We start from the raw sequence: 16,933 nt of genomic DNA, 5'->3' as shown, positions 1-16,933 counted from the left end.
ATATTTTACTTTGTCCTAAAAAAAACACCCCTAATGTCCCCTAAAGGGGATAATTTATAGAAGAAACTTTTTTAGATTATAATTTTATTTTTTATTAAAACTATAAATCTAAACCTAAATTTTGATAGGAACACAATGCGTCTTACTTCTTGATTCTAAAAGTAAAGCGGTCTTAAATCTATTTTTTTATTTATTTTCTAAAAAACGTTGCTTCAAATGTAGAACTATTTCCCACATTATCTGTTACAATTATTTTTAATTCGTTTTTAGTGTCTTTAACGATATTATCATTAAAATCGTGTGTTAGGGTCTTTGTTTTATAATCGTATTCCATTAAAATCCACTGTCCATTAACGGTAGCTCGGTATTTACTGATACCTGTTAACTCATCGTCAATTTTAACTTTAAGATAGCGATAATTGCTTATCCATTTTTTATCCTTAAAATTAACAGGTGTAATAACCGGAGGAGTGTTGTCTATGGCTAAAGCATAGGTGCCAAGAGCTTTAGTTTTAGCTGTTAAAATATGGCCTTTTCGTGTGGTAGAAACATAATACGGTTTTTTATAATTTCCGTAAAAGCGTGCCACATAAAGTTTGTCTTGGTGTTCTGATTTAAAATGGCTTAAATCATAATTAATATAGAAATTCTTCTGCATAGCAATCCTATCTTCGCCTAAAAACAGTGTGTCTGAGCTGACTTTAAAATCAATATAAGAATCGTCATATAATGTGTTTTTGTAGAAGTCAACTGAAATATTCCCAGAGCTTAGGTGTGTTGCTTTATCACTATAAACAAGAGATTTTTGAGATGTTTCAATACTATGGTCTCTTTTAATTGTTTCAAATTCTCCATTTATGGGTATAATGACCCAAGTTTCATTTTGGTGGTAATCTCTTATTCTTACCTTATATACCGAAGAGGTGCTGTCTTTTATTGAAACATAACCATTGTCATACGCATCTTTATAGATACTTAAAGGATTGTTCTTTTCAATAAATAGTTTTTGAATTCTAGATTTTTTACTGATGTAATACTCATAATCGACTAAACGTTTTATATGTTTAGTTTCTTCAAAACTAATACGTTTAAAATCTATTTCTAAGCTTTTATTCCCATTAAAAAAGGTTTGAATATTGCTGACTCCATTGGTGTTAGGAGCTAAATCTTGTTTGTCATAAGAGGTCACACCAAAACCAATATTACCATAGGCTTTGATTTCTTCAACTTCGTAGTCTCCTGTTTTTTGAGGAATTAATCGTAATGGGACACGTTCATTTTTTCCATTAATGGTCGCATTGTCATCTTTAGGATAGGCAAACACGGCAGATACAAATGGCGCCTTAGAATCTTTAACTTCTAAACCAAATAGTAAGGGATTCAATGGTCGTTCTTCATTGTCTCTTATTTCAAAATGCAAATGCGGACCACCAGATCCTCCTGTATTCCCAGAAAAGGCAATGATTTCATCAGGTTCAACTAAGAGTTCTTCACTATGAGGAAACACTTCTACTTCATAACTCTCTTTATCATACTGGCATTGTTTAATATAGTTTTCTAAACGTTTAGAAAATTTTTGAAGATGACCGTAAACGGTGGTATAACCATTAGGATGTGTAATATAGATGGCTTTTCCGTAACCAAAATGAGAGATTTTTATCCTACTGATGTAGCCTTCTGCAGCCGCATAGACTCTTAAACCTTCTCTTTGTTGTGTTTTTATATCTAATCCACCGTGAAAATGAGTAGATCTTAATTCACCAAATGTGCCCGAAAGCACCAATGGAATGTCTAAAGGAGATCTAAAGTAATCTTGAGGATATTCAGATTGTCCATATACTGAACATGTTATTAAAAAAAGGATCAAAAATTGTTTCATAAAATCAACTATTACAGCTAAAATATCAATTTGATTACGATTTGCAAATTCTAAAACCGTATTATTTTTATTAACGGTTTAATTGGGTTGAACTTATATTATTAAAAAATAAATGTAAAAGAATTGTATTTTTTCATTTGGTATGTTAACTTTGTTTCAATAGTATTGAATTGCCTTAATGAGTAAAATAGAAGACATTGTTGATGCGTTAGAGAATAAAATCAGTAAGATTTTACATAAGCAAGAGGTTTTGAAACAAACCAACGCTAAACTCTCAGCTCAAATAGAACAGCAGCAACAAAGGCTTTTAGAACAGCAAGAAGAAATTTCTGCCTGGGTAGAAAAACATGATACACTCAAAATAGCAAATTCGATGCTTGGTAGTGACGAAAATAAACGAGAAACGAAGCTCAAAATAAATGCACTTATTAGAGATATTGACCATTGTATAGGACAATTATCAGAATAATATTGTAAATTTAGATTATAATGTCAGAACAATTAAAAATTAAACTTTCTATTGCAAATAGAGTTTATCCGTTGACGATAAATCCAAGTCAGGAAGAAGGTTTACGTAAGGCCTCAAAAAAAATTGAGGCTATGATTGGACAATTTGAGCAGAATTATTCTGTAAGAGATAAGCAAGATGTTTTGGCCATGTGTGCCTTGCAATTTGCCGCTCAAGTAGAGCAAAAGTCAATAGATAAAGAGTATGTTAATGAAGAGGTTCAGGAAAAGTTAGAAGCTTTAAACGAACTTTTAAATCAGCATATTTAACTCGTACGTTCTTTAAAATACATAAGGTTACTGCCTACATTAGTTACATTTTTTGATAAACTCAACGATCAATTCTTTAAAAAGGGTGAGTTTTAGTTGTAAAATCGTGCTGTTAGTGCTGAACTCGTTTCAGTATCTTAGACAGATTTTTGATCAGCTTGTTAGCCCTAAACTTGTTTTTAAGGAGTTTATACAAAACCGATAACTGATGTAGGCTTTTTTTATACACTAAAACTAAATAATAAACATGGACACGAACACAATTTTATATATTGTTGGGGGAGTAGTAATAGGAGTAATACTAGGATATATTATAGCTAAATCTTTAGAAAAAGGAAAAGCTTCAAAAATAATTGCAAATGCAGAAAGTGAATCTCAATCGATTTTAAAACAAGCAAAATTAGATGGAGAATCTATTAAAAAAGATAAAATTCTACAGGCTAAAGAAAAATTTATTGAGCTAAAATCAGAACACGAAAAAGTAATTTTTTCTCGTGACAAAAAAATGGCAGAAGCAGAAAAGCGCATTAGAGATAAAGAATCGCATGTTTCTAATGAACTATCTAAATCTAAAAAAGCCAATCAAGCGCTTGAAGATAAAATTAAGGATTACGACTTTAGACTCGAATTTCTAGATAAGAAACAAGAGGAAATAGAAAAGGCGCACAAAAACCAAGTGAAGCAATTGGAAGTGATTTCGTCTTTGTCTGCCGAAGAAGCAAAAGAACAATTAATAGAGTCTCTTAAAGAAGAAGCGAAAACGGATGCTATGGCCTTTATACAAGACCATATTGAAGAAGCTAAGTTAACAGCACAACAAGAGGCTAAGAAAATTATTATTAATACCATTCAACGTATCGGTACAGAAGAAGCGGTAGATAACTGTGTCTCTGTTTTTAATATTGAATCTGATGATGTTAAAGGTAGAATTATAGGTAGAGAAGGTCGAAATATTAGAGCTATTGAAGCTGCTACAGGTGTTGAAATTATTGTTGATGATACACCAGAAGCTATTATCTTATCGTGTTTTGATTCTGTAAGACGTGAAATTGCACGTTTATCATTACACAAATTAGTAACGGATGGAAGAATACACCCTGCGCGAATTGAAGAAATCGTTAAGAAAACTGAAAAACAAATAGAACAAGAAATTATTGAAGTTGGTAAACGTACGGTTATCGATTTAGGAATTCATGGTTTACATCCTGAATTAATTAAAATGGTTGGTCGTATGAAGTACCGTTCGTCTTACGGACAAAACTTATTACAACACTCGCGTGAAGTTGCTAAACTTTGTGGCGTAATGGCTGCAGAATTAGGTTTAAATCCTAAGTTAGCAAAACGTGCAGGGTTATTGCACGATATCGGAAAAGTACCATCATCTGAAACAGATGTTGAAACTCCACACGCTATTTTAGGAATGCAATGGGCGGAGAAGCATGGTGAAAAACCAGAGGTTTGTAATGCTATTGGAGCTCACCACGACGAGATTGAAATGACCACATTATTAGCGCCAATTATTCAAGTGTGTGATGCTATTTCTGGAGCAAGACCAGGGGCAAGACGTCAGGTTTTAGATTCTTACATCCAAAGATTAAAGGATTTAGAAGATGTAGCCTTTGGATTTACAGGTGTAAAGAAAGCTTATGCTATACAAGCAGGTAGAGAATTACGTGTTATTGTAGAAAGCGAAAAAGTAACTGATGACAGAGCAGCAAGTTTATCCTTTGAGATTTCTCAAAAGATTCAAACGGATATGACCTATCCAGGACAAGTTAAAGTTACTGTGATTAGAGAAACGAGAGCAGTAAATATTGCAAAGTAATCTTAAGTATATATAAAATAAAAAATCCGGTATATCACCGGATTTTTTTATGCCTTATTTTAAAATAACTACGATATCATATAGAATCGTTAGTGAGGTATTAATTAAAGTGCTTTTTGCTTTTTAAAGGTAATAGAAAAAGCAGTACCCTCGTTGAGTGTACTTTCCACTAAAATCTCTCCTTGTAAAGCTTCTACTTGCGTCTTTGTGATATAAAGACCAATACCTCTAGAATCTGAGCGTTCTGTGCCATGAAAGGTTTTATACATTTGAAATATTTGATCTTTATATGTCTTCATGTCAATACCAATACCATTATCAGAAATTAAAATCTTAATTGTATCCTTTGAATGAATAGATTGAATGACAATTTGAGATTTTTTATTGGGATCAGCATACTTAATACCATTAGAAATTAGATTATATAGCACACTTTCTAAATAAGATCTATTAGTTAGCATGGATTCATCTTTTCTTAAAGCATTGTGTATAGTAACACCTTGTTTTTCGCTGTCTATTTTTAAACTTTCAATTATCTTATTTGTAAAATCATGCAGATCAACGCGTTCATTGAGTTGATTGATATTGATTTTAGATTTTATACTTACAATATCATCAAGATCAACAATAGTTGTTGTTAAAGATTTTGATATGGATTTTAAATGATTAATAAGTTCTGTTTTTTCAGTTTCAGAAGTTGCTTCATCATAAAACTCTAATAGGTTTTTAAGATTCCCAATATGCGTTTTTAAATTATGAGAAACAATATGCGTAAAACTGTATAAGCGTTTGTTTTGGCTAGTTATGAGTTGCAGGTTGTTTTTTAGTTGTGCTTCCTTGTCTTTAGAATTGGTTATATCTGTATGTGTACCAATAATATGACAAGGCTTCCCTTTAGAATCTCGTTTTACAACTTTGGCTTTATCTAAGATCCATTTATAGCTGCCATTTTTACATTGAATTCTATATTCATTTTGGTACAATTCGATATGGCCTTTTAACAAGGAATTAAATTCACTGTAGTAAGTGTCCTTGTCATCCAAATGGACTTTATCATCCCAGAACTTAGAGGTGTTTTTTAACTCGCTATCAGAATATCCAATAATTTGTTTAGATTCTTTAGAGTAGAAGACCTTATTGGTCGTAATATTCCAATCCCAAAGACCAACATTAGAAAGTTCTAATGCAATTTTGTGCTTCTCTTCTTCGAGTGTAGATTGTGTGGTGTCGTCGTTTTTATAAAAGCCTGACCTGTAATTTTTTAAGCTTATGCTAGGGAGTTTCATTCTTTTTCTCTTTTTTTTAAGACACAAAAACAATCTGTAAGTCACAAAAATAGTGATGTTTTTTTGCACTATGTTCTTGGGTGAAACTTATTTAAAATGTCGCTTAAATGAGAACGATCAACATGCATATATATTTCAGTTGTGGTAATACTTTCATGGCCAAGCATCATTTGTATAGCTCTAAGGTCTGCACCGTTTTCTAATAAGTGGGTTGCAAAGGAATGTCTAAAGGTGTGCGGAGATACCTTTTTATTTAAACCAGTTTTTTCTACGAGTTGCTTTATAATTGTAAAAATCATGGCTCGCGTTAGTTTTCCTCCTTTGTGATTTAAAAAGAGAATGTCTTTAGAATTAGGTTGCACATCTATGTGGTTTCTTATACCTATCCAAATGTTAATGAATTTTTGAGTGGTTTCTCCAATAGGCACAAAACGTTGTTTGTCTCCTTTTCCAGTAACTTTAATAAAGCCTTCTTCAAAAAATAAATCTGATACTTTTAATTCTATTAATTCACTTACACGCAAACCACAACTATATAAGGTTTCGATAATAGTTCTATTCCGTTCGCCTAAATTGACTCCATTATATAGATGACTTAAATCTATAGCTTTAATTAAATTGTCAATATCAGAAATCGATAACGTATCTGGTAGTTTTCTGCCAATTCTTGGAGATTCTATTAAATCTAAAGGATTGGTTGTTCGGTAGTTTTCAAAAATAAGATAATCAAAAAAATTACGAAGTCCAGAAATTAAACGGGCTTGCGATCGTGGATTAAGTGTTTTGGAAACAGAATAAATAAAATCTTTAACAGTATTGGTGTCAATATTTATGGGTGAATCTTTAATGCTATAAACTTCAGTATAGCATACGAGCTTTTTAATATCATAACTATAATTTTCAATAGAGTTATGAGATAGCCCGCGTTCTATTTTAAGATAATGTGTGTAATCCGTAATAGCTTGCTCCCAATTCATGGTTAAAAATAGTGATTTATGGTATATAAAGGTATAGAAGGGTGTATTTTGTCTTAGTTTTTTGTTGTAATACTAAATTAACAATGCTGGGACATTTTAATATGAGACTAGAAGCGCTATAGTTTGTAGTAGTCATTTTTAAACTTAATCATTTTGATGAAATTAGTTTTGGAGGTTATGTAATGCCAAGAGTACTATGTAAAATTAATGAAAGCCTTGATATGGTTCAGACATATAAAGGTGTGAGTACAGATAGAGGTTCTTTTGATACAATTTCTTTGGGAGTTGAGTTTGGATTATAAGTTTAACTATTTAAATATCAAAGAGACGCAATATGCCTCTCTTTTTTTGTCGAAAGAACACGCTATAAGTATTATAAAGCTAAGGTTAATTATCGGTTAACTTTAGCTTATTAATTGTTCTGTATTAGTGTTTTTGATATTTTAAAATGAGGTGATCAACACGTTTAACGGTTTAAGTGCGGTTAATATCGATGAAATGCACTAAATTTTAACACAAATAGAATTTCAACTATGGAACTAAAGTCTACATTTGCGAACCAATTAATAATCAAATTTAAACTAAAATTATGAAAAAATTATTATTTACAGCTGCAGTTGCAGTATTAGGATTTACAAATGTAAGTGCACAAGATGAAGCAGCAACAGGTGGTTTTGAACAAGGAGACCTTTTTGTTAGTGGTTCTGTTGGTTTTAACAGTTCTAAAACTGGTGATGCTAAAAGTAACGATTTAAACTTTTCTCCATCTGTAGGTTATTTTATTTCTGAAAACATTGCTTTAGAAGTTAATCTTATGATTGGTTCTGGTGAAGACGAATTCGATACTAAAACTACAGATTTAGGTGCTGGTTTAGGTGCAACTTATTTCTTTACTCCTGCTAGTCAATTTTCATTTACTGTTGGTGCTGGTTTCGATTACAAAAATAGCAAAGTAGAGCCAGATGGTTTTGATGAAACAAAAGTAGATTCTTTTGGATTTACTGTTGCACCAGGTGTACATTATTTTGTTTCAGATAAATTTGCTTTAAGAGCTTCAGTAGGTGCTTTATCTTACGAAAGTACTAAAGTTGATGGTGCTGATGATGCAACAAATGATTTTGGATTAAACATCGATTTATCTGATATCAACTTTGGTATCGTATACAAATTCTAGTGAATACAAAATTTACTATATAAAAAAAACCGAAGCGTTAGCTTCGGTTTTTTTTATGCCATTTTTTTAGGATTATAAAAACTAATTCAAAATGATCCACGTCATTAATCCTATTGTTTAATAGCTATAATTTTGTATCAACGAATTTGGCATAATGTCCAAAACTTAAATATTAAAAATTATATATCATGAAAAAATTAATGTTAATGGCTGCACTCGCAGTTTTCGGATTCACAAATGTAAATGCTCAAGACGATACTTCAGGTGGACAAACATCGGAAGGTAAATGGTTAATTGAGGCCAATACAGGTAATCAAATGTTAGGGACTACCGGACTTTATTTCTCAACGAGCGATGGTAGTTCTAGCTACAATATCGGTTTAGATGGTGGCTATTTTATTATGGATGATCTTGCTATTAAAGCGGGTTTAGGTTATGGTGGCTTTAGCCCTGATGAAGGTGATTCTACAAGTTCCTTTTCTTACCGTTTAGGGGCAAAGTACTACTTTAACAGCATGATTCCTGTAACTGTAGATTTAACAGGGGCTTCAGGTGATGGCGCTGAAAACTATGCAGGCGAAACACCATTATGGTTAGGTGTAGGTGCAGGGTATGCATGGTTTATTAGCGATAACGTTTCTATTGAACCAGGTCTAAGATACAATGTCTCTTTAAACGAAGATTATACCGATGAAGGGGTCCTTCAATTTAATGTTGGTTTTGCTTTACATTTCTAGAACTTACAATAGTTTAAAAATAAAAAAACCGAAGGATTAGCTTCGGTTTTTTTATGCGCATAATTTAATATATTTACAGGATGAAGGAACTTATTATTATTAACGGTCCTAATTTGAATCTCTTAGGTAAGCGCGAACCTGAGATTTATGGACATCAAACATTTGAAGACTATCTTGAAGTCTTAAAATCAAAATTCCCTAAAGTCAAAATTCAGTATTACCAATCTAATATAGAAGGAGAGCTTATTAGTAAATTACAAGAGGTTGGTTTTTCTTATGACGGTATTATTCTTAATGCTGCCGCTTATACACATACCTCTGTAGGTATTGGAGATGCGGTAAAAGCAATTGAAACACCTGTTGTAGAAGTGCATATTTCTAATACGTTTTCTAGAGCGTCTATTAGACATCAATCCTATATTTCTGCAAATGCGAAAGGTGTTATTTTAGGTTTTGGTTTGCAGAGTTATGATTTGGCAATTGAAAGTTTTATTTCAAACTAAAACGCTTAGATCGTGTTTAATGAAAAGGTTTCTTTAATGTGAAAGGTTAATACTTTTAAGATGAAAACGCGAAGTCTAGTTGTTTTAGTTTTTATCACCATTTGTAGTTCTCTAAACCTTCATGCGCAAACCGATGTTGGTATTAAAGGTGGACTCAATCTTACCTTTTTTAAAGTTGTAGAATCTAATTTTGGTGAGAATACTGATGTGCAATTAGGGTATTATGCAGGTGTTTTTGCGAGTTTTGAAATAGAAAATGATTTTCATTTACAACCCGAATTACTTTATATTGGACTAGGAGATTTTAAGTTTTTGAACGCACCAATATATTTGAAGTATTATATCAACAACCGTTTTAATATTCTCGTAGGTCCAAGTGTCAATTATTTCTTCGATTTTTTTAATGCTAAACTTAAAATAAGAGCAGATTTAGGGTTTGCTTATAATATGTCTTCATCTTTAGACTTACATATGAAATACACTATCGGTTTTGAAGAGATAACACCGAATGGATTATTTTTAGGTCTAGGTTATAAGTTGTAAGTTCTATATTTTTTTTCGATAGCGTCAATCTTTTTCGGGATTGCGTTGACCTAAATTATATACTTTTCCGATTGTTTTTTTACAAAAATAGAAAACTAGTTAAACTGCTGTTAAGCCTTGTGTATAGAGCGTTTTGCGTTGTTAGCTTTGTTGTTTTAAACCAAATAAAATAACAAAAATGATGAAAAATTTAATAGTTTTTACAGGAGTATTTTTATTTGCATTAACATCCGTTTATGCACAATCAGATTCAAAAACAGTTCAACTCGGAGCTAAGGGAGGGCTTAACTTTTCTAAGCTAAGTGGAGACGATTTTGAGGATGTGGATGCAAGAACAAGTTTTAATGTTGGTTTAGTGGCCGAAATTCCACTTTCAACACGTATTTCTTTTCAACCAGAGGTATTTTATTCCGGTCAAGGTTTTGATATTGTACAAAGTGAAGATAGAATTTTTAATACCAGTGAAGATGTAGAATATCAGTTAGACTACATCCAAGTTCCATTATTATTTAAAGCGTATATAATAAAAGGATTAAGTGTTGAGGCAGGTCCTCAATTTGGATTTAAAATCCATGAAGAATTTGATTCGGAGCCGAACTCAGATGGTGGTGATTTTGAAATTGATGAAGACGATTCTTACGTTAAAGATTTCGACACAAGTTTAGCAGTAGGGACGTCGTATAAGTTTGATAGCGGTTTCTTTGTAAGCGCACGTTACACCATGGGATTAACAAGCATCTTTAAAGACGATACGCTTTTTGAAAATGTAGATGGTAAAAATGAAGTCTTGCAAGTTGGTCTAGGATTTATGTTTTAATCTAGTTATTCTGAATAATAGCATAAAAAAGATCCAGTTAATTCTGGATTTTTTTTGTTTTTATAGCTTAACCTTTTGAATATAATTGAAATATTATCCTTCTAATTTGGTAAAAGTAGAATCATAGGTTTTGGAGTAGACGACACGATTTTAGTATAAGTGAAAGGTCACTATTCGATAATAGATCAACAGAGGTGTTAAAGTTCCATTTCAACATTAAGATTATTTAACTAATTTATAACTAAGTAGTTATTTAATATAATTGAAAATGAGCTATTTTTGATAGTACTATAACTATTGACGCCATGACATCTTCTGTAAAACACCTGATATGCCTTATTGCTTTTTTAGGCGTCTATCTAATGTCGACTTCACAATGTTTTGGACAGCAGAGCTCACAATTTGCTACCTTTCAAGAAGATTTAGCATCACAAAATTGGGATTTAGCAGTTAATGGAATTTTCTTAACTAAAAATGTTTCTTTTACTGCAAGTCAGTTTGAATTTTTAAATGCTGAAGCGAGCTTAATAGAGGTTCCTTTACTATTTAAAGTGAAGATATCAGAAAAATTGAGTCTTCTGTCTGGTGCTAAAATAGACTTTTACAAAGTACAGCAACGTCTGTCTTCTGATGTAGGTGTTTCAATATCTACGGGCTTACAATACGATATAAATAAGAATGCTTTTATTAATGCAGGGTTTAATTATCAAATAAATAATACAGGTCATGGTTACAATTATAACTATGGAAACAAGTCTAGTTTTATTTTAAAATCCGGAATTAAGTTTTAAACAAAAAAATGCGATTCAATTTTGAATCGCATTTATGATATATTGAACCATCCGAGTAAGAACTCCTACTTTTTGGGATGGGATTATAAATGAATCACTTCACCATAAGCATCAGCAACAGCTTCCATAACGGCTTCACTCATGGTTGGGTGAGGATGCACTGTTTTTAAGACTTCGTGTCCTGTAGTTTCTAATTTACGACCTAGTACAGCTTCAGCAATCATATCGGTTACACCAGCACCAATCATATGGCAGCCTAACCATTCGCCATATTTGGCATCAAAAATGACTTTAACAAAACCGTCTTTGTTTCCACCTGCACTTGCTTTACCAGATGCAGAGAAAGGAAATTTACCAATTTTGATATCTAAACCTTTTGCTTTGGCTTGTTCTTCTGTTAAACCTACAGATGCAATTTCAGGAGTACAATACGTACAACCTGGAATATTTCCGTAATCTAAAGCTTCAACATGTTGTCCTGCAATTTTTTCTACACAAAGTATAGCTTCAGCAGAAGCAACGTGTGCTAAGGCTTGTCCAGGAGTAACATCACCAATAGCATAATAACCAGGAATGTTAGTTTGGTAAAAATCGTTAACTAAGATTTTGTCTCTATCAACAGCGATACCAACATCTTCTAAACCGATATTTTCAATGTTAGATTTAATACCAACAGCTGATAATAAAATATCAGCTTCTAGTACTTCTTCTCCTTTTTTAGTTTTTACAGTGGCTTTTACACCAGTACCAGAAGTATCAACAGAAGTCACTTCAGCCGAGGTCATTATCTTGATACCACTTTTCTTAAAGCTACGTTCTAATTGTTTAGAAACGTCATTATCTTCAACAGGTACAATTTTATCTAAATATTCTACTATCGTTACTTCAGTACCCATAGCGTTATAGAAATAAGCAAACTCAACACCAATAGCACCAGAACCAACCACAATCATTTTCTTAGGTTGTTTCTCTAAGCTCATCGCTTGTCTGTAACCAATTACTTTTTTACCATCTTGAGGTAAATTTGGTAATTCGCGAGAACGTGCTCCTGTAGCAATAATAATATGGTCAGCAGAATATTCTTTACCATCGACGTCAATTTTCTTTCCGGTTTTAAGTGTTCCGTAACCTTCAATAACGTCAATCTTATTTTTCTTCATTAAGAATTTAACGCCATTACTCATACCATCGGCAACACCACGACTACGTTTTACAACGGCATCAAAGTCTTTATCGTAATCAGAAACTTTTAATCCGTAATCGTCAGCATGTTTAAGGTATTCAAAAACCTGAGCAGATTTTAAAAGCGCTTTTGTTGGGATACAACCCCAATTTAGGCAGATACCTCCAAGGCTTTCTTTTTCAATAATGGCTGTTTTAAAACCTAATTGTGAAGCGCGAATTGCAGCAACATAACCACCTGGACCACTTCCTAAAACTATAATATCGTATTTACTCATGAGTAAGTTTTTAAATTGAATTTTTGAAGTTACAAAAGTATGAAATTCAAATAACAATTTAGAAATTACAAAACCCAAATTCTAAATTCTAAAAGGCAACTGCAATTGTGGTGTTTTTTTTAGTGGAAATTAAGCATTTATAGTCCTGATTTGTACTGTAAAAGCTATAGGTCGTCTGTAAAATGTTTGCGAATTTTATCTTGTTGAAATTTATCGTTGTTGTAAAATTTAGACTGTCCTTTGGCTATAGATAACGATTCCCAGTCCGCACCCTTTACCAATTTGCCAATAAATACCATCTGCCCCACATGGTAGGCGTAATGCATCATTTGTCTATTGATGGCTTCAGTTACGGAATGGCCTTGATTTCGAATGTAGATTATGTGTTCTAAATCATTTTGAGATAAAGGTTTTATAGCCGTAAATAGGCAATTCCAACCTTTATTCCAAGCGGTTAAAATAGCTGCTTTCGACTTAAAATCAGCAATAAATTCTTCGTCACGTTTTCTCCATTCTTTTTCACCATCTTCAGTTAAAAAGTTGGTCCAGCGACTCAACATATTGCCCACAAGATGTTTTATAATTACAGCAACCGAATTAGAATCTTTAGCAAACTCCTTTTGTAATTCATCAAAAGACAGTTGTGCTATGGTTTTGTCTCCAAGAGATTTGTAGTATTCAAATTGTTTAATAGCACTAGGTAAATAAGACTGATCCATGAGATAGAATTTAGTTTCTATAAAAATAGCGATATAGTATCTGATAATCTATGTTATGATATAGATAGATGTAATAGCGCTATTTAGCTTTTAATAAATTTAAAATTAACTTATTCGGAAGCTACAAATTTTAAAGCGGCTCCGTTTATACAATGACGTTTTCCAGTGGTTTCTTTTGGGCCGTCACTAAAGACATGTCCTAAATGACCACCACATGTTGCGCAATGCTCTTCATCTCTAGTGTAACCAATTTTAGTATCTGTTCCAAAGGAGACGTTGCCTTCTATAACACGATCAAAACTTGGCCAACCGGTTCCTGAATCGAACTTGTGTTCACTCTTAAATAAAGGAGTGTTACAAGCAGCACAATGGTAAGTGCCTTTTTCTGTGTTTTTATTTAAAGGACTTGAAAATGGTCTTTCGGTACCAGCTTCTCTTAAAACATGATATTGTATGTCGCTAAGTAGCGCTTTCCATTCAGCCTCAGTTTTAGTCACGGTAAATGTTTCTTTTGCTTTGGTTTCTGTTTTTTGAGCTGAACTGTTACAGCTCAAAAACAAACCAATAATTGTAAGTAATGCGATCTTTTTCATATTTTAAAATTACAAATTTTTGCTTGCTCTATAGGTCGTATTAACATTTGATTAATTACGGTAATAGAGTAAAGTTATTTTTGGGTAACAATTACTGTTTTATGGTTGTCTTTATTTTTTTTATTGTTAAATTTAACAGCATTAACAATTAATTAGTCTATGTCAATGAAAATTATGCACGTTAGTGCCGAGTGTTATCCAATAGCCAAAGTTGGTGGTTTAGCAGATGTAGTAGGAGCTTTGCCAAAGTACCAAAACGAAATAGGTGCTAATAGTTCGGTTATAATGCCATTTTATAATAATAAGTTTACACAAACTCATGAATTTACGTCCATTTATCAGGCCTATTTAAACTTAGGGAATGATGAGGTGAAGTTTAAAATTTTAAAAGTTGATGACTCGGATTTAGAATTCGATATTTACTTTGTGGATGTTGCAGAGTTACTTTATACCGATTATGTGTATTCCGAAAATGATACGGATCGTTTTTTAGCGTTTCAAATCGCAGCTCTAGATTGGATACTAACTTTAGAAGAGAAGCCCAATTATTTGCATTGTCATGATCACCATACTGGGTTAATGCCATTTATGACTCAAGAATGTTATAAGTATGAGGCTTTAAATACCATTCCTACAATAACGACAATTCATAATGCACAATACCAAGGTTGGATGCCTTATGATAACTTGTATAAGTTGCCAAGATTTAATATTGAGAATGTCGGTTTATTAATGTGGGATGGCATGATAAATCCATTAGCAGCCGCAATAAAGTGTGCTTGGCGTGTAACTACGGTTTCACCAAGTTATATGGAAGAATTAAAATCTAATGCTAATGGTCTTGAGTCGCTATTGTCTCATGAAAGTTCTAAAGCAATAGGTATATTAAATGGTATAGATTCAGATGTTTGGAATCCTGATACCGATAAATACATTATAAAAAATTATAAAAAAACATCTGTAGACTCTGGAAAAAAGGCGAATAAAGAATGGTTGTGTACTGAATTTAATTTAGATAAAAGCAAGCCTCTATTTGCATTTATAGGACGTTTAGTAGGAGAAAAAGGCGCAGAGCTTTTACCATTTGCACTTGATTATGCCTTGCGTTCTAAAGAGATATCAGTTATTGTGTTAGGATCTGGTGCTAAAGAAACAGAGCACCAATTATTGGAGCTTACAACAAGGCACAGCGGAAATTATAATGCATTTATTGGTTATGATGAAAAACTGTCTCATATTATTTATGCAGGAGCCGATTTCTTGTTAATGCCATCACGTGTAGAGCCTTGTGGCTTAAACCAGATGTATGCATTAAGATATGGAACCGTGCCAGTGGTGCGTCGTATTGGAGGCTTAAAAGATACGGTTGTCGATATTATAGACCATGGTTTTGGTATTTGTCATAATGACGTATCTGTTCAAGATATCGTTGAGGCTATCCATAGAGGCAAAGATTTTTACAAACAACAAAAGGAATTTAAAACTAACCGAAAACACATAATGAGCATTGATCATTCTTGGAAGGTTTCAGCTAAAGCATACATAAACTTATACAATTCAATAAACTAAAACTAAACTAAAGCTATGATAAACGATAAAGTATTGTCCATTATACTAGGAGGAGGCCAAGGATCTCGATTATATCCATTAACGGAAAAACGTTCTAAACCTGCCGTACCAATAGCTGGAAAATATAGATTAGTAGATATCCCTATATCTAATTGTATTAATTCTGATATTAAACGGATGTATGTGTTAACCCAGTTTAATTCAGCATCCTTAAATAGACATATAAAAAACACCTATCATTTTAGTTTTTTTAGTTCTGCGTTTGTAGATGTATTAGCAGCAGAACAAACACCAGAAAGTAAATCTTGGTTTCAAGGCACAGCAGATGCGGTAAGACAAAGTATGCATCATATTAAAGCGCATAAATTTGAGTATGCTTTAATTTTGTCTGGTGATCAATTGTATCAAATGGACTTTAATGCAATGATTCAGGCACATGTTGATGCCAATGCAGAAATCTCAATAGCAACCATTCCAGTTAATGAAAAAGACGCTACTTCCTTTGGTATTCTTAAGACAGATGAAAATAATGTGGTCACGTCATTTATTGAAAAACCAGATGCTGAGTTGTTACCAGATTGGACGTCTGAGACAAGTAAGGAGATGAAGGCACAGGGGAGAAATCACCTAGCTTCAATGGGAATTTATATCTTTAATAGACAGTTGTTGATTGATTTAATGAATAATCCAGAAACTAATGATTTTGGTAAAGAAATTATTCCTCAGTCTATCGATAAGCATAAAACCTTGAGTTATCAGTATGAAGGGTATTGGACGGATATTGGAAATATAGACTCATTTTTTGAGGCTAATCTTGGTTTTACGGATGATTTACCGCAATTTAACTTATACGATTCTAAACAGCGTACTTATACCAATGCGAGAATTCTTCCAACTTCAAAAATAACAGGTACAGCTTTGCATAAAGCGGTCATCGCCGAAGGTTGTTTAATAAATGCAGCTAAGATTGAGAAATCTGTTATCGGAATTCGATCTAGAATAGGTAAAGATTCTACAATCATTAATACTTATATGATGGGGAATGATGATTATGAGTCTTTAGAAGATATTAATAACAAACACACAGAAATACTTTTAGGTATTGGAGAACGCTGCTTTATTAAGAATACCATTATTGATAAAAATGTACGGATTGGTGATGATGTAAGAATTAATGGAGGAGCGCATTTGGCAGATACAGAAACCAATGAATATATTGTTAAAGACGGTATCGTTGTTATTAAGAAAGACGCTATAATTACTAAAGGATTTGTACTTTAATA

At 32.6% G+C, this 16,933-nt stretch carries 17 protein-coding genes and 1 other RNA gene; 12 read left to right on the top strand and 6 right to left on the bottom strand.

Going from position 1 to position 16,933, the window contains the following annotated elements; all coding sequences use genetic code 11:
* Positions 1-190 precede the first annotated feature (190 nt).
* Positions 191-1,879, bottom strand: a complete 1,689-nt coding sequence (locus ACXGSQ_RS15055; RefSeq protein ID WP_458626973.1) for a M23 family metallopeptidase — start codon at positions 1,877-1,879, stop codon at positions 191-193.
* A 178-nt stretch (positions 1,880-2,057) separates the two neighbouring features.
* Here ACXGSQ_RS15055 and ACXGSQ_RS15050 point away from each other — a divergent pair, with 178 nt between their 5' ends.
* The 4 genes from ACXGSQ_RS15050 (at position 2,058) to rny (ending at position 4,481) form a co-directional block, all read left to right on the top strand.
* Complete coding sequence (locus ACXGSQ_RS15050; protein WP_458626972.1) at positions 2,058-2,348, top strand: hypothetical protein; 291 nt, start codon at positions 2,058-2,060, stop codon at positions 2,346-2,348.
* A gap of 20 nt (positions 2,349-2,368) precedes the next feature.
* Positions 2,369-2,656 carry a cell division protein ZapA gene (locus ACXGSQ_RS15045; protein ID WP_458626971.1) on the top strand — a complete coding sequence of 96 codons (288 nt, stop codon included), beginning with the start codon at positions 2,369-2,371 and terminating at the stop codon, positions 2,654-2,656.
* A gap of 59 nt (positions 2,657-2,715) precedes the next feature.
* A non-coding RNA gene (ssrS, locus tag ACXGSQ_RS15040) (6S RNA) lies at positions 2,716-2,846 on the top strand.
* A gap of 57 nt (positions 2,847-2,903) precedes the next feature.
* Positions 2,904-4,481, top strand: a complete 1,578-nt coding sequence (gene rny / locus ACXGSQ_RS15035) for a ribonuclease Y (protein ID WP_458626970.1) — start codon at positions 2,904-2,906, stop codon at positions 4,479-4,481.
* Between the two features lie 104 nt (positions 4,482-4,585).
* Here rny and ACXGSQ_RS15030 read toward each other — a convergent pair whose 3' ends face one another.
* Positions 4,586-5,767 (bottom strand): PAS domain-containing sensor histidine kinase, encoded by a 1,182-nt coding sequence (locus ACXGSQ_RS15030; RefSeq protein ID WP_458626969.1) that lies wholly within the window; start codon positions 5,765-5,767, stop codon positions 4,586-4,588.
* 68 nt (positions 5,768-5,835) lie between these two features.
* Entirely contained in the window at positions 5,836-6,744 is a 909-nt protein-coding gene (gene xerA, locus ACXGSQ_RS15025) for a site-specific tyrosine recombinase/integron integrase (RefSeq protein WP_458626968.1), read from the bottom strand.
* A gap of 589 nt (positions 6,745-7,333) precedes the next feature.
* Between xerA and ACXGSQ_RS15020 the strand changes: the two genes are divergently transcribed.
* The 6 genes from ACXGSQ_RS15020 to ACXGSQ_RS14995 all read left to right on the top strand — a co-directional run bounded on the left by ACXGSQ_RS15020 (position 7,334) and on the right by ACXGSQ_RS14995 (position 11,309).
* Complete coding sequence (locus tag ACXGSQ_RS15020; RefSeq protein ID WP_458626967.1) at positions 7,334-7,918, top strand: porin family protein; 585 nt, start codon at positions 7,334-7,336, stop codon at positions 7,916-7,918.
* A 188-nt stretch (positions 7,919-8,106) separates the two neighbouring features.
* Positions 8,107-8,655 (top strand): hypothetical protein, encoded by a 549-nt coding sequence (locus tag ACXGSQ_RS15015; RefSeq protein ID WP_458626966.1) that lies wholly within the window; start codon positions 8,107-8,109, stop codon positions 8,653-8,655.
* 80 nt (positions 8,656-8,735) lie between these two features.
* A complete protein-coding gene (locus ACXGSQ_RS15010) occupies positions 8,736-9,158 on the top strand; it encodes a type II 3-dehydroquinate dehydratase (RefSeq protein WP_458626965.1) in 423 nt (140 codons plus the stop codon).
* Positions 9,159-9,218: 60 nt separating this feature from the next.
* Positions 9,219-9,701, top strand: coding sequence for an outer membrane beta-barrel protein (locus ACXGSQ_RS15005; RefSeq protein WP_458626964.1), 483 nt, complete (start codon positions 9,219-9,221; stop codon positions 9,699-9,701).
* 181 nt (positions 9,702-9,882) lie between these two features.
* Positions 9,883-10,518, top strand: coding sequence for a porin family protein (locus tag ACXGSQ_RS15000; RefSeq protein ID WP_458626963.1), 636 nt, complete (start codon positions 9,883-9,885; stop codon positions 10,516-10,518).
* A 362-nt stretch (positions 10,519-10,880) separates the two neighbouring features.
* The gene (locus ACXGSQ_RS14995; RefSeq protein ID WP_458626962.1) at positions 10,881-11,309 is read left to right on the top strand and encodes a hypothetical protein; all 429 of its coding nucleotides are present in this window, start codon (positions 10,881-10,883) and stop codon (positions 11,307-11,309) included.
* 83 nt (positions 11,310-11,392) lie between these two features.
* Here the strand turns inward: ACXGSQ_RS14995 and lpdA are convergent, their stop codons facing one another.
* From lpdA to msrB, 3 genes are all read right to left on the bottom strand, one after another.
* Entirely contained in the window at positions 11,393-12,769 is a 1,377-nt protein-coding gene (gene lpdA, locus ACXGSQ_RS14990; RefSeq protein ID WP_458626961.1) for a dihydrolipoyl dehydrogenase, read from the bottom strand.
* Positions 12,770-12,933: 164 nt separating this feature from the next.
* A complete protein-coding gene (locus ACXGSQ_RS14985; protein ID WP_458626960.1) occupies positions 12,934-13,488 on the bottom strand; it encodes a DUF1572 family protein in 555 nt (184 codons plus the stop codon).
* A gap of 110 nt (positions 13,489-13,598) precedes the next feature.
* Positions 13,599-14,081 (bottom strand): peptide-methionine (R)-S-oxide reductase MsrB, encoded by a 483-nt coding sequence (msrB, locus tag ACXGSQ_RS14980; RefSeq protein WP_458626959.1) that lies wholly within the window; start codon positions 14,079-14,081, stop codon positions 13,599-13,601.
* A 165-nt stretch (positions 14,082-14,246) separates the two neighbouring features.
* On the opposite strand from msrB, the gene ACXGSQ_RS14975 reads away from it, so the two are divergent.
* Together ACXGSQ_RS14975 and ACXGSQ_RS14970 are read left to right on the top strand one after the other, a co-directional pair.
* Complete coding sequence (locus ACXGSQ_RS14975) at positions 14,247-15,650, top strand: glycogen synthase (protein WP_458626958.1); 1,404 nt, start codon at positions 14,247-14,249, stop codon at positions 15,648-15,650.
* 15 nt (positions 15,651-15,665) lie between these two features.
* Positions 15,666-16,931, top strand: coding sequence for a glucose-1-phosphate adenylyltransferase (locus ACXGSQ_RS14970; protein ID WP_458626957.1), 1,266 nt, complete (start codon positions 15,666-15,668; stop codon positions 16,929-16,931).
* Positions 16,932-16,933: the final 2 nt, after the last annotated feature.

The organism is Winogradskyella sp. PC D3.3 (assembly GCF_054366245.1).
This window is presented reverse-complemented; position numbering and strand designations above follow the sequence as displayed.

What these genes read in the sequence shown, in the direction of transcription:
- ACXGSQ_RS14985 (WP_458626960.1), bottom strand. Translation starts at nt 13,488, where the DNA reads ATGGATCAGTCTTATTTACCTAGTGCTATTAAACAATTTGAATACTAC.
- ACXGSQ_RS14970 (WP_458626957.1), top strand. Translation starts at nt 15,666, where the DNA reads ATGATAAACGATAAAGTATTGTCCATTATACTAGGAGGAGGCCAAGGA.
- ACXGSQ_RS14975 (WP_458626958.1), top strand. Translation starts at nt 14,247, where the DNA reads ATGAAAATTATGCACGTTAGTGCCGAGTGTTATCCAATAGCCAAAGTT.
- ACXGSQ_RS15015 (WP_458626966.1), top strand. Translation starts at nt 8,107, where the DNA reads ATGAAAAAATTAATGTTAATGGCTGCACTCGCAGTTTTCGGATTCACA.
- ACXGSQ_RS14995 (WP_458626962.1), top strand. Translation starts at nt 10,881, where the DNA reads ATGTCGACTTCACAATGTTTTGGACAGCAGAGCTCACAATTTGCTACC.
- ACXGSQ_RS15030 (WP_458626969.1), bottom strand. Translation starts at nt 5,767, where the DNA reads ATGAAACTCCCTAGCATAAGCTTAAAAAATTACAGGTCAGGCTTTTAT.
- ACXGSQ_RS15050 (WP_458626972.1), top strand. Translation starts at nt 2,058, where the DNA reads ATGAGTAAAATAGAAGACATTGTTGATGCGTTAGAGAATAAAATCAGT.
- msrB (WP_458626959.1), bottom strand. Translation starts at nt 14,081, where the DNA reads ATGAAAAAGATCGCATTACTTACAATTATTGGTTTGTTTTTGAGCTGT.
- rny (WP_458626970.1), top strand. Translation starts at nt 2,904, where the DNA reads ATGGACACGAACACAATTTTATATATTGTTGGGGGAGTAGTAATAGGA.
- ACXGSQ_RS15045 (WP_458626971.1), top strand. Translation starts at nt 2,369, where the DNA reads ATGTCAGAACAATTAAAAATTAAACTTTCTATTGCAAATAGAGTTTAT.
- ACXGSQ_RS15010 (WP_458626965.1), top strand. Translation starts at nt 8,736, where the DNA reads ATGAAGGAACTTATTATTATTAACGGTCCTAATTTGAATCTCTTAGGT.
- ACXGSQ_RS15020 (WP_458626967.1), top strand. Translation starts at nt 7,334, where the DNA reads ATGAAAAAATTATTATTTACAGCTGCAGTTGCAGTATTAGGATTTACA.
- ACXGSQ_RS15005 (WP_458626964.1), top strand. Translation starts at nt 9,219, where the DNA reads ATGAAAACGCGAAGTCTAGTTGTTTTAGTTTTTATCACCATTTGTAGT.
- xerA (WP_458626968.1), bottom strand. Translation starts at nt 6,744, where the DNA reads ATGAATTGGGAGCAAGCTATTACGGATTACACACATTATCTTAAAATA.
- lpdA (WP_458626961.1), bottom strand. Translation starts at nt 12,769, where the DNA reads ATGAGTAAATACGATATTATAGTTTTAGGAAGTGGTCCAGGTGGTTAT.
- ACXGSQ_RS15055 (WP_458626973.1), bottom strand. Translation starts at nt 1,879, where the DNA reads ATGAAACAATTTTTGATCCTTTTTTTAATAACATGTTCAGTATATGGA.
- ACXGSQ_RS15000 (WP_458626963.1), top strand. Translation starts at nt 9,883, where the DNA reads ATGAAAAATTTAATAGTTTTTACAGGAGTATTTTTATTTGCATTAACA.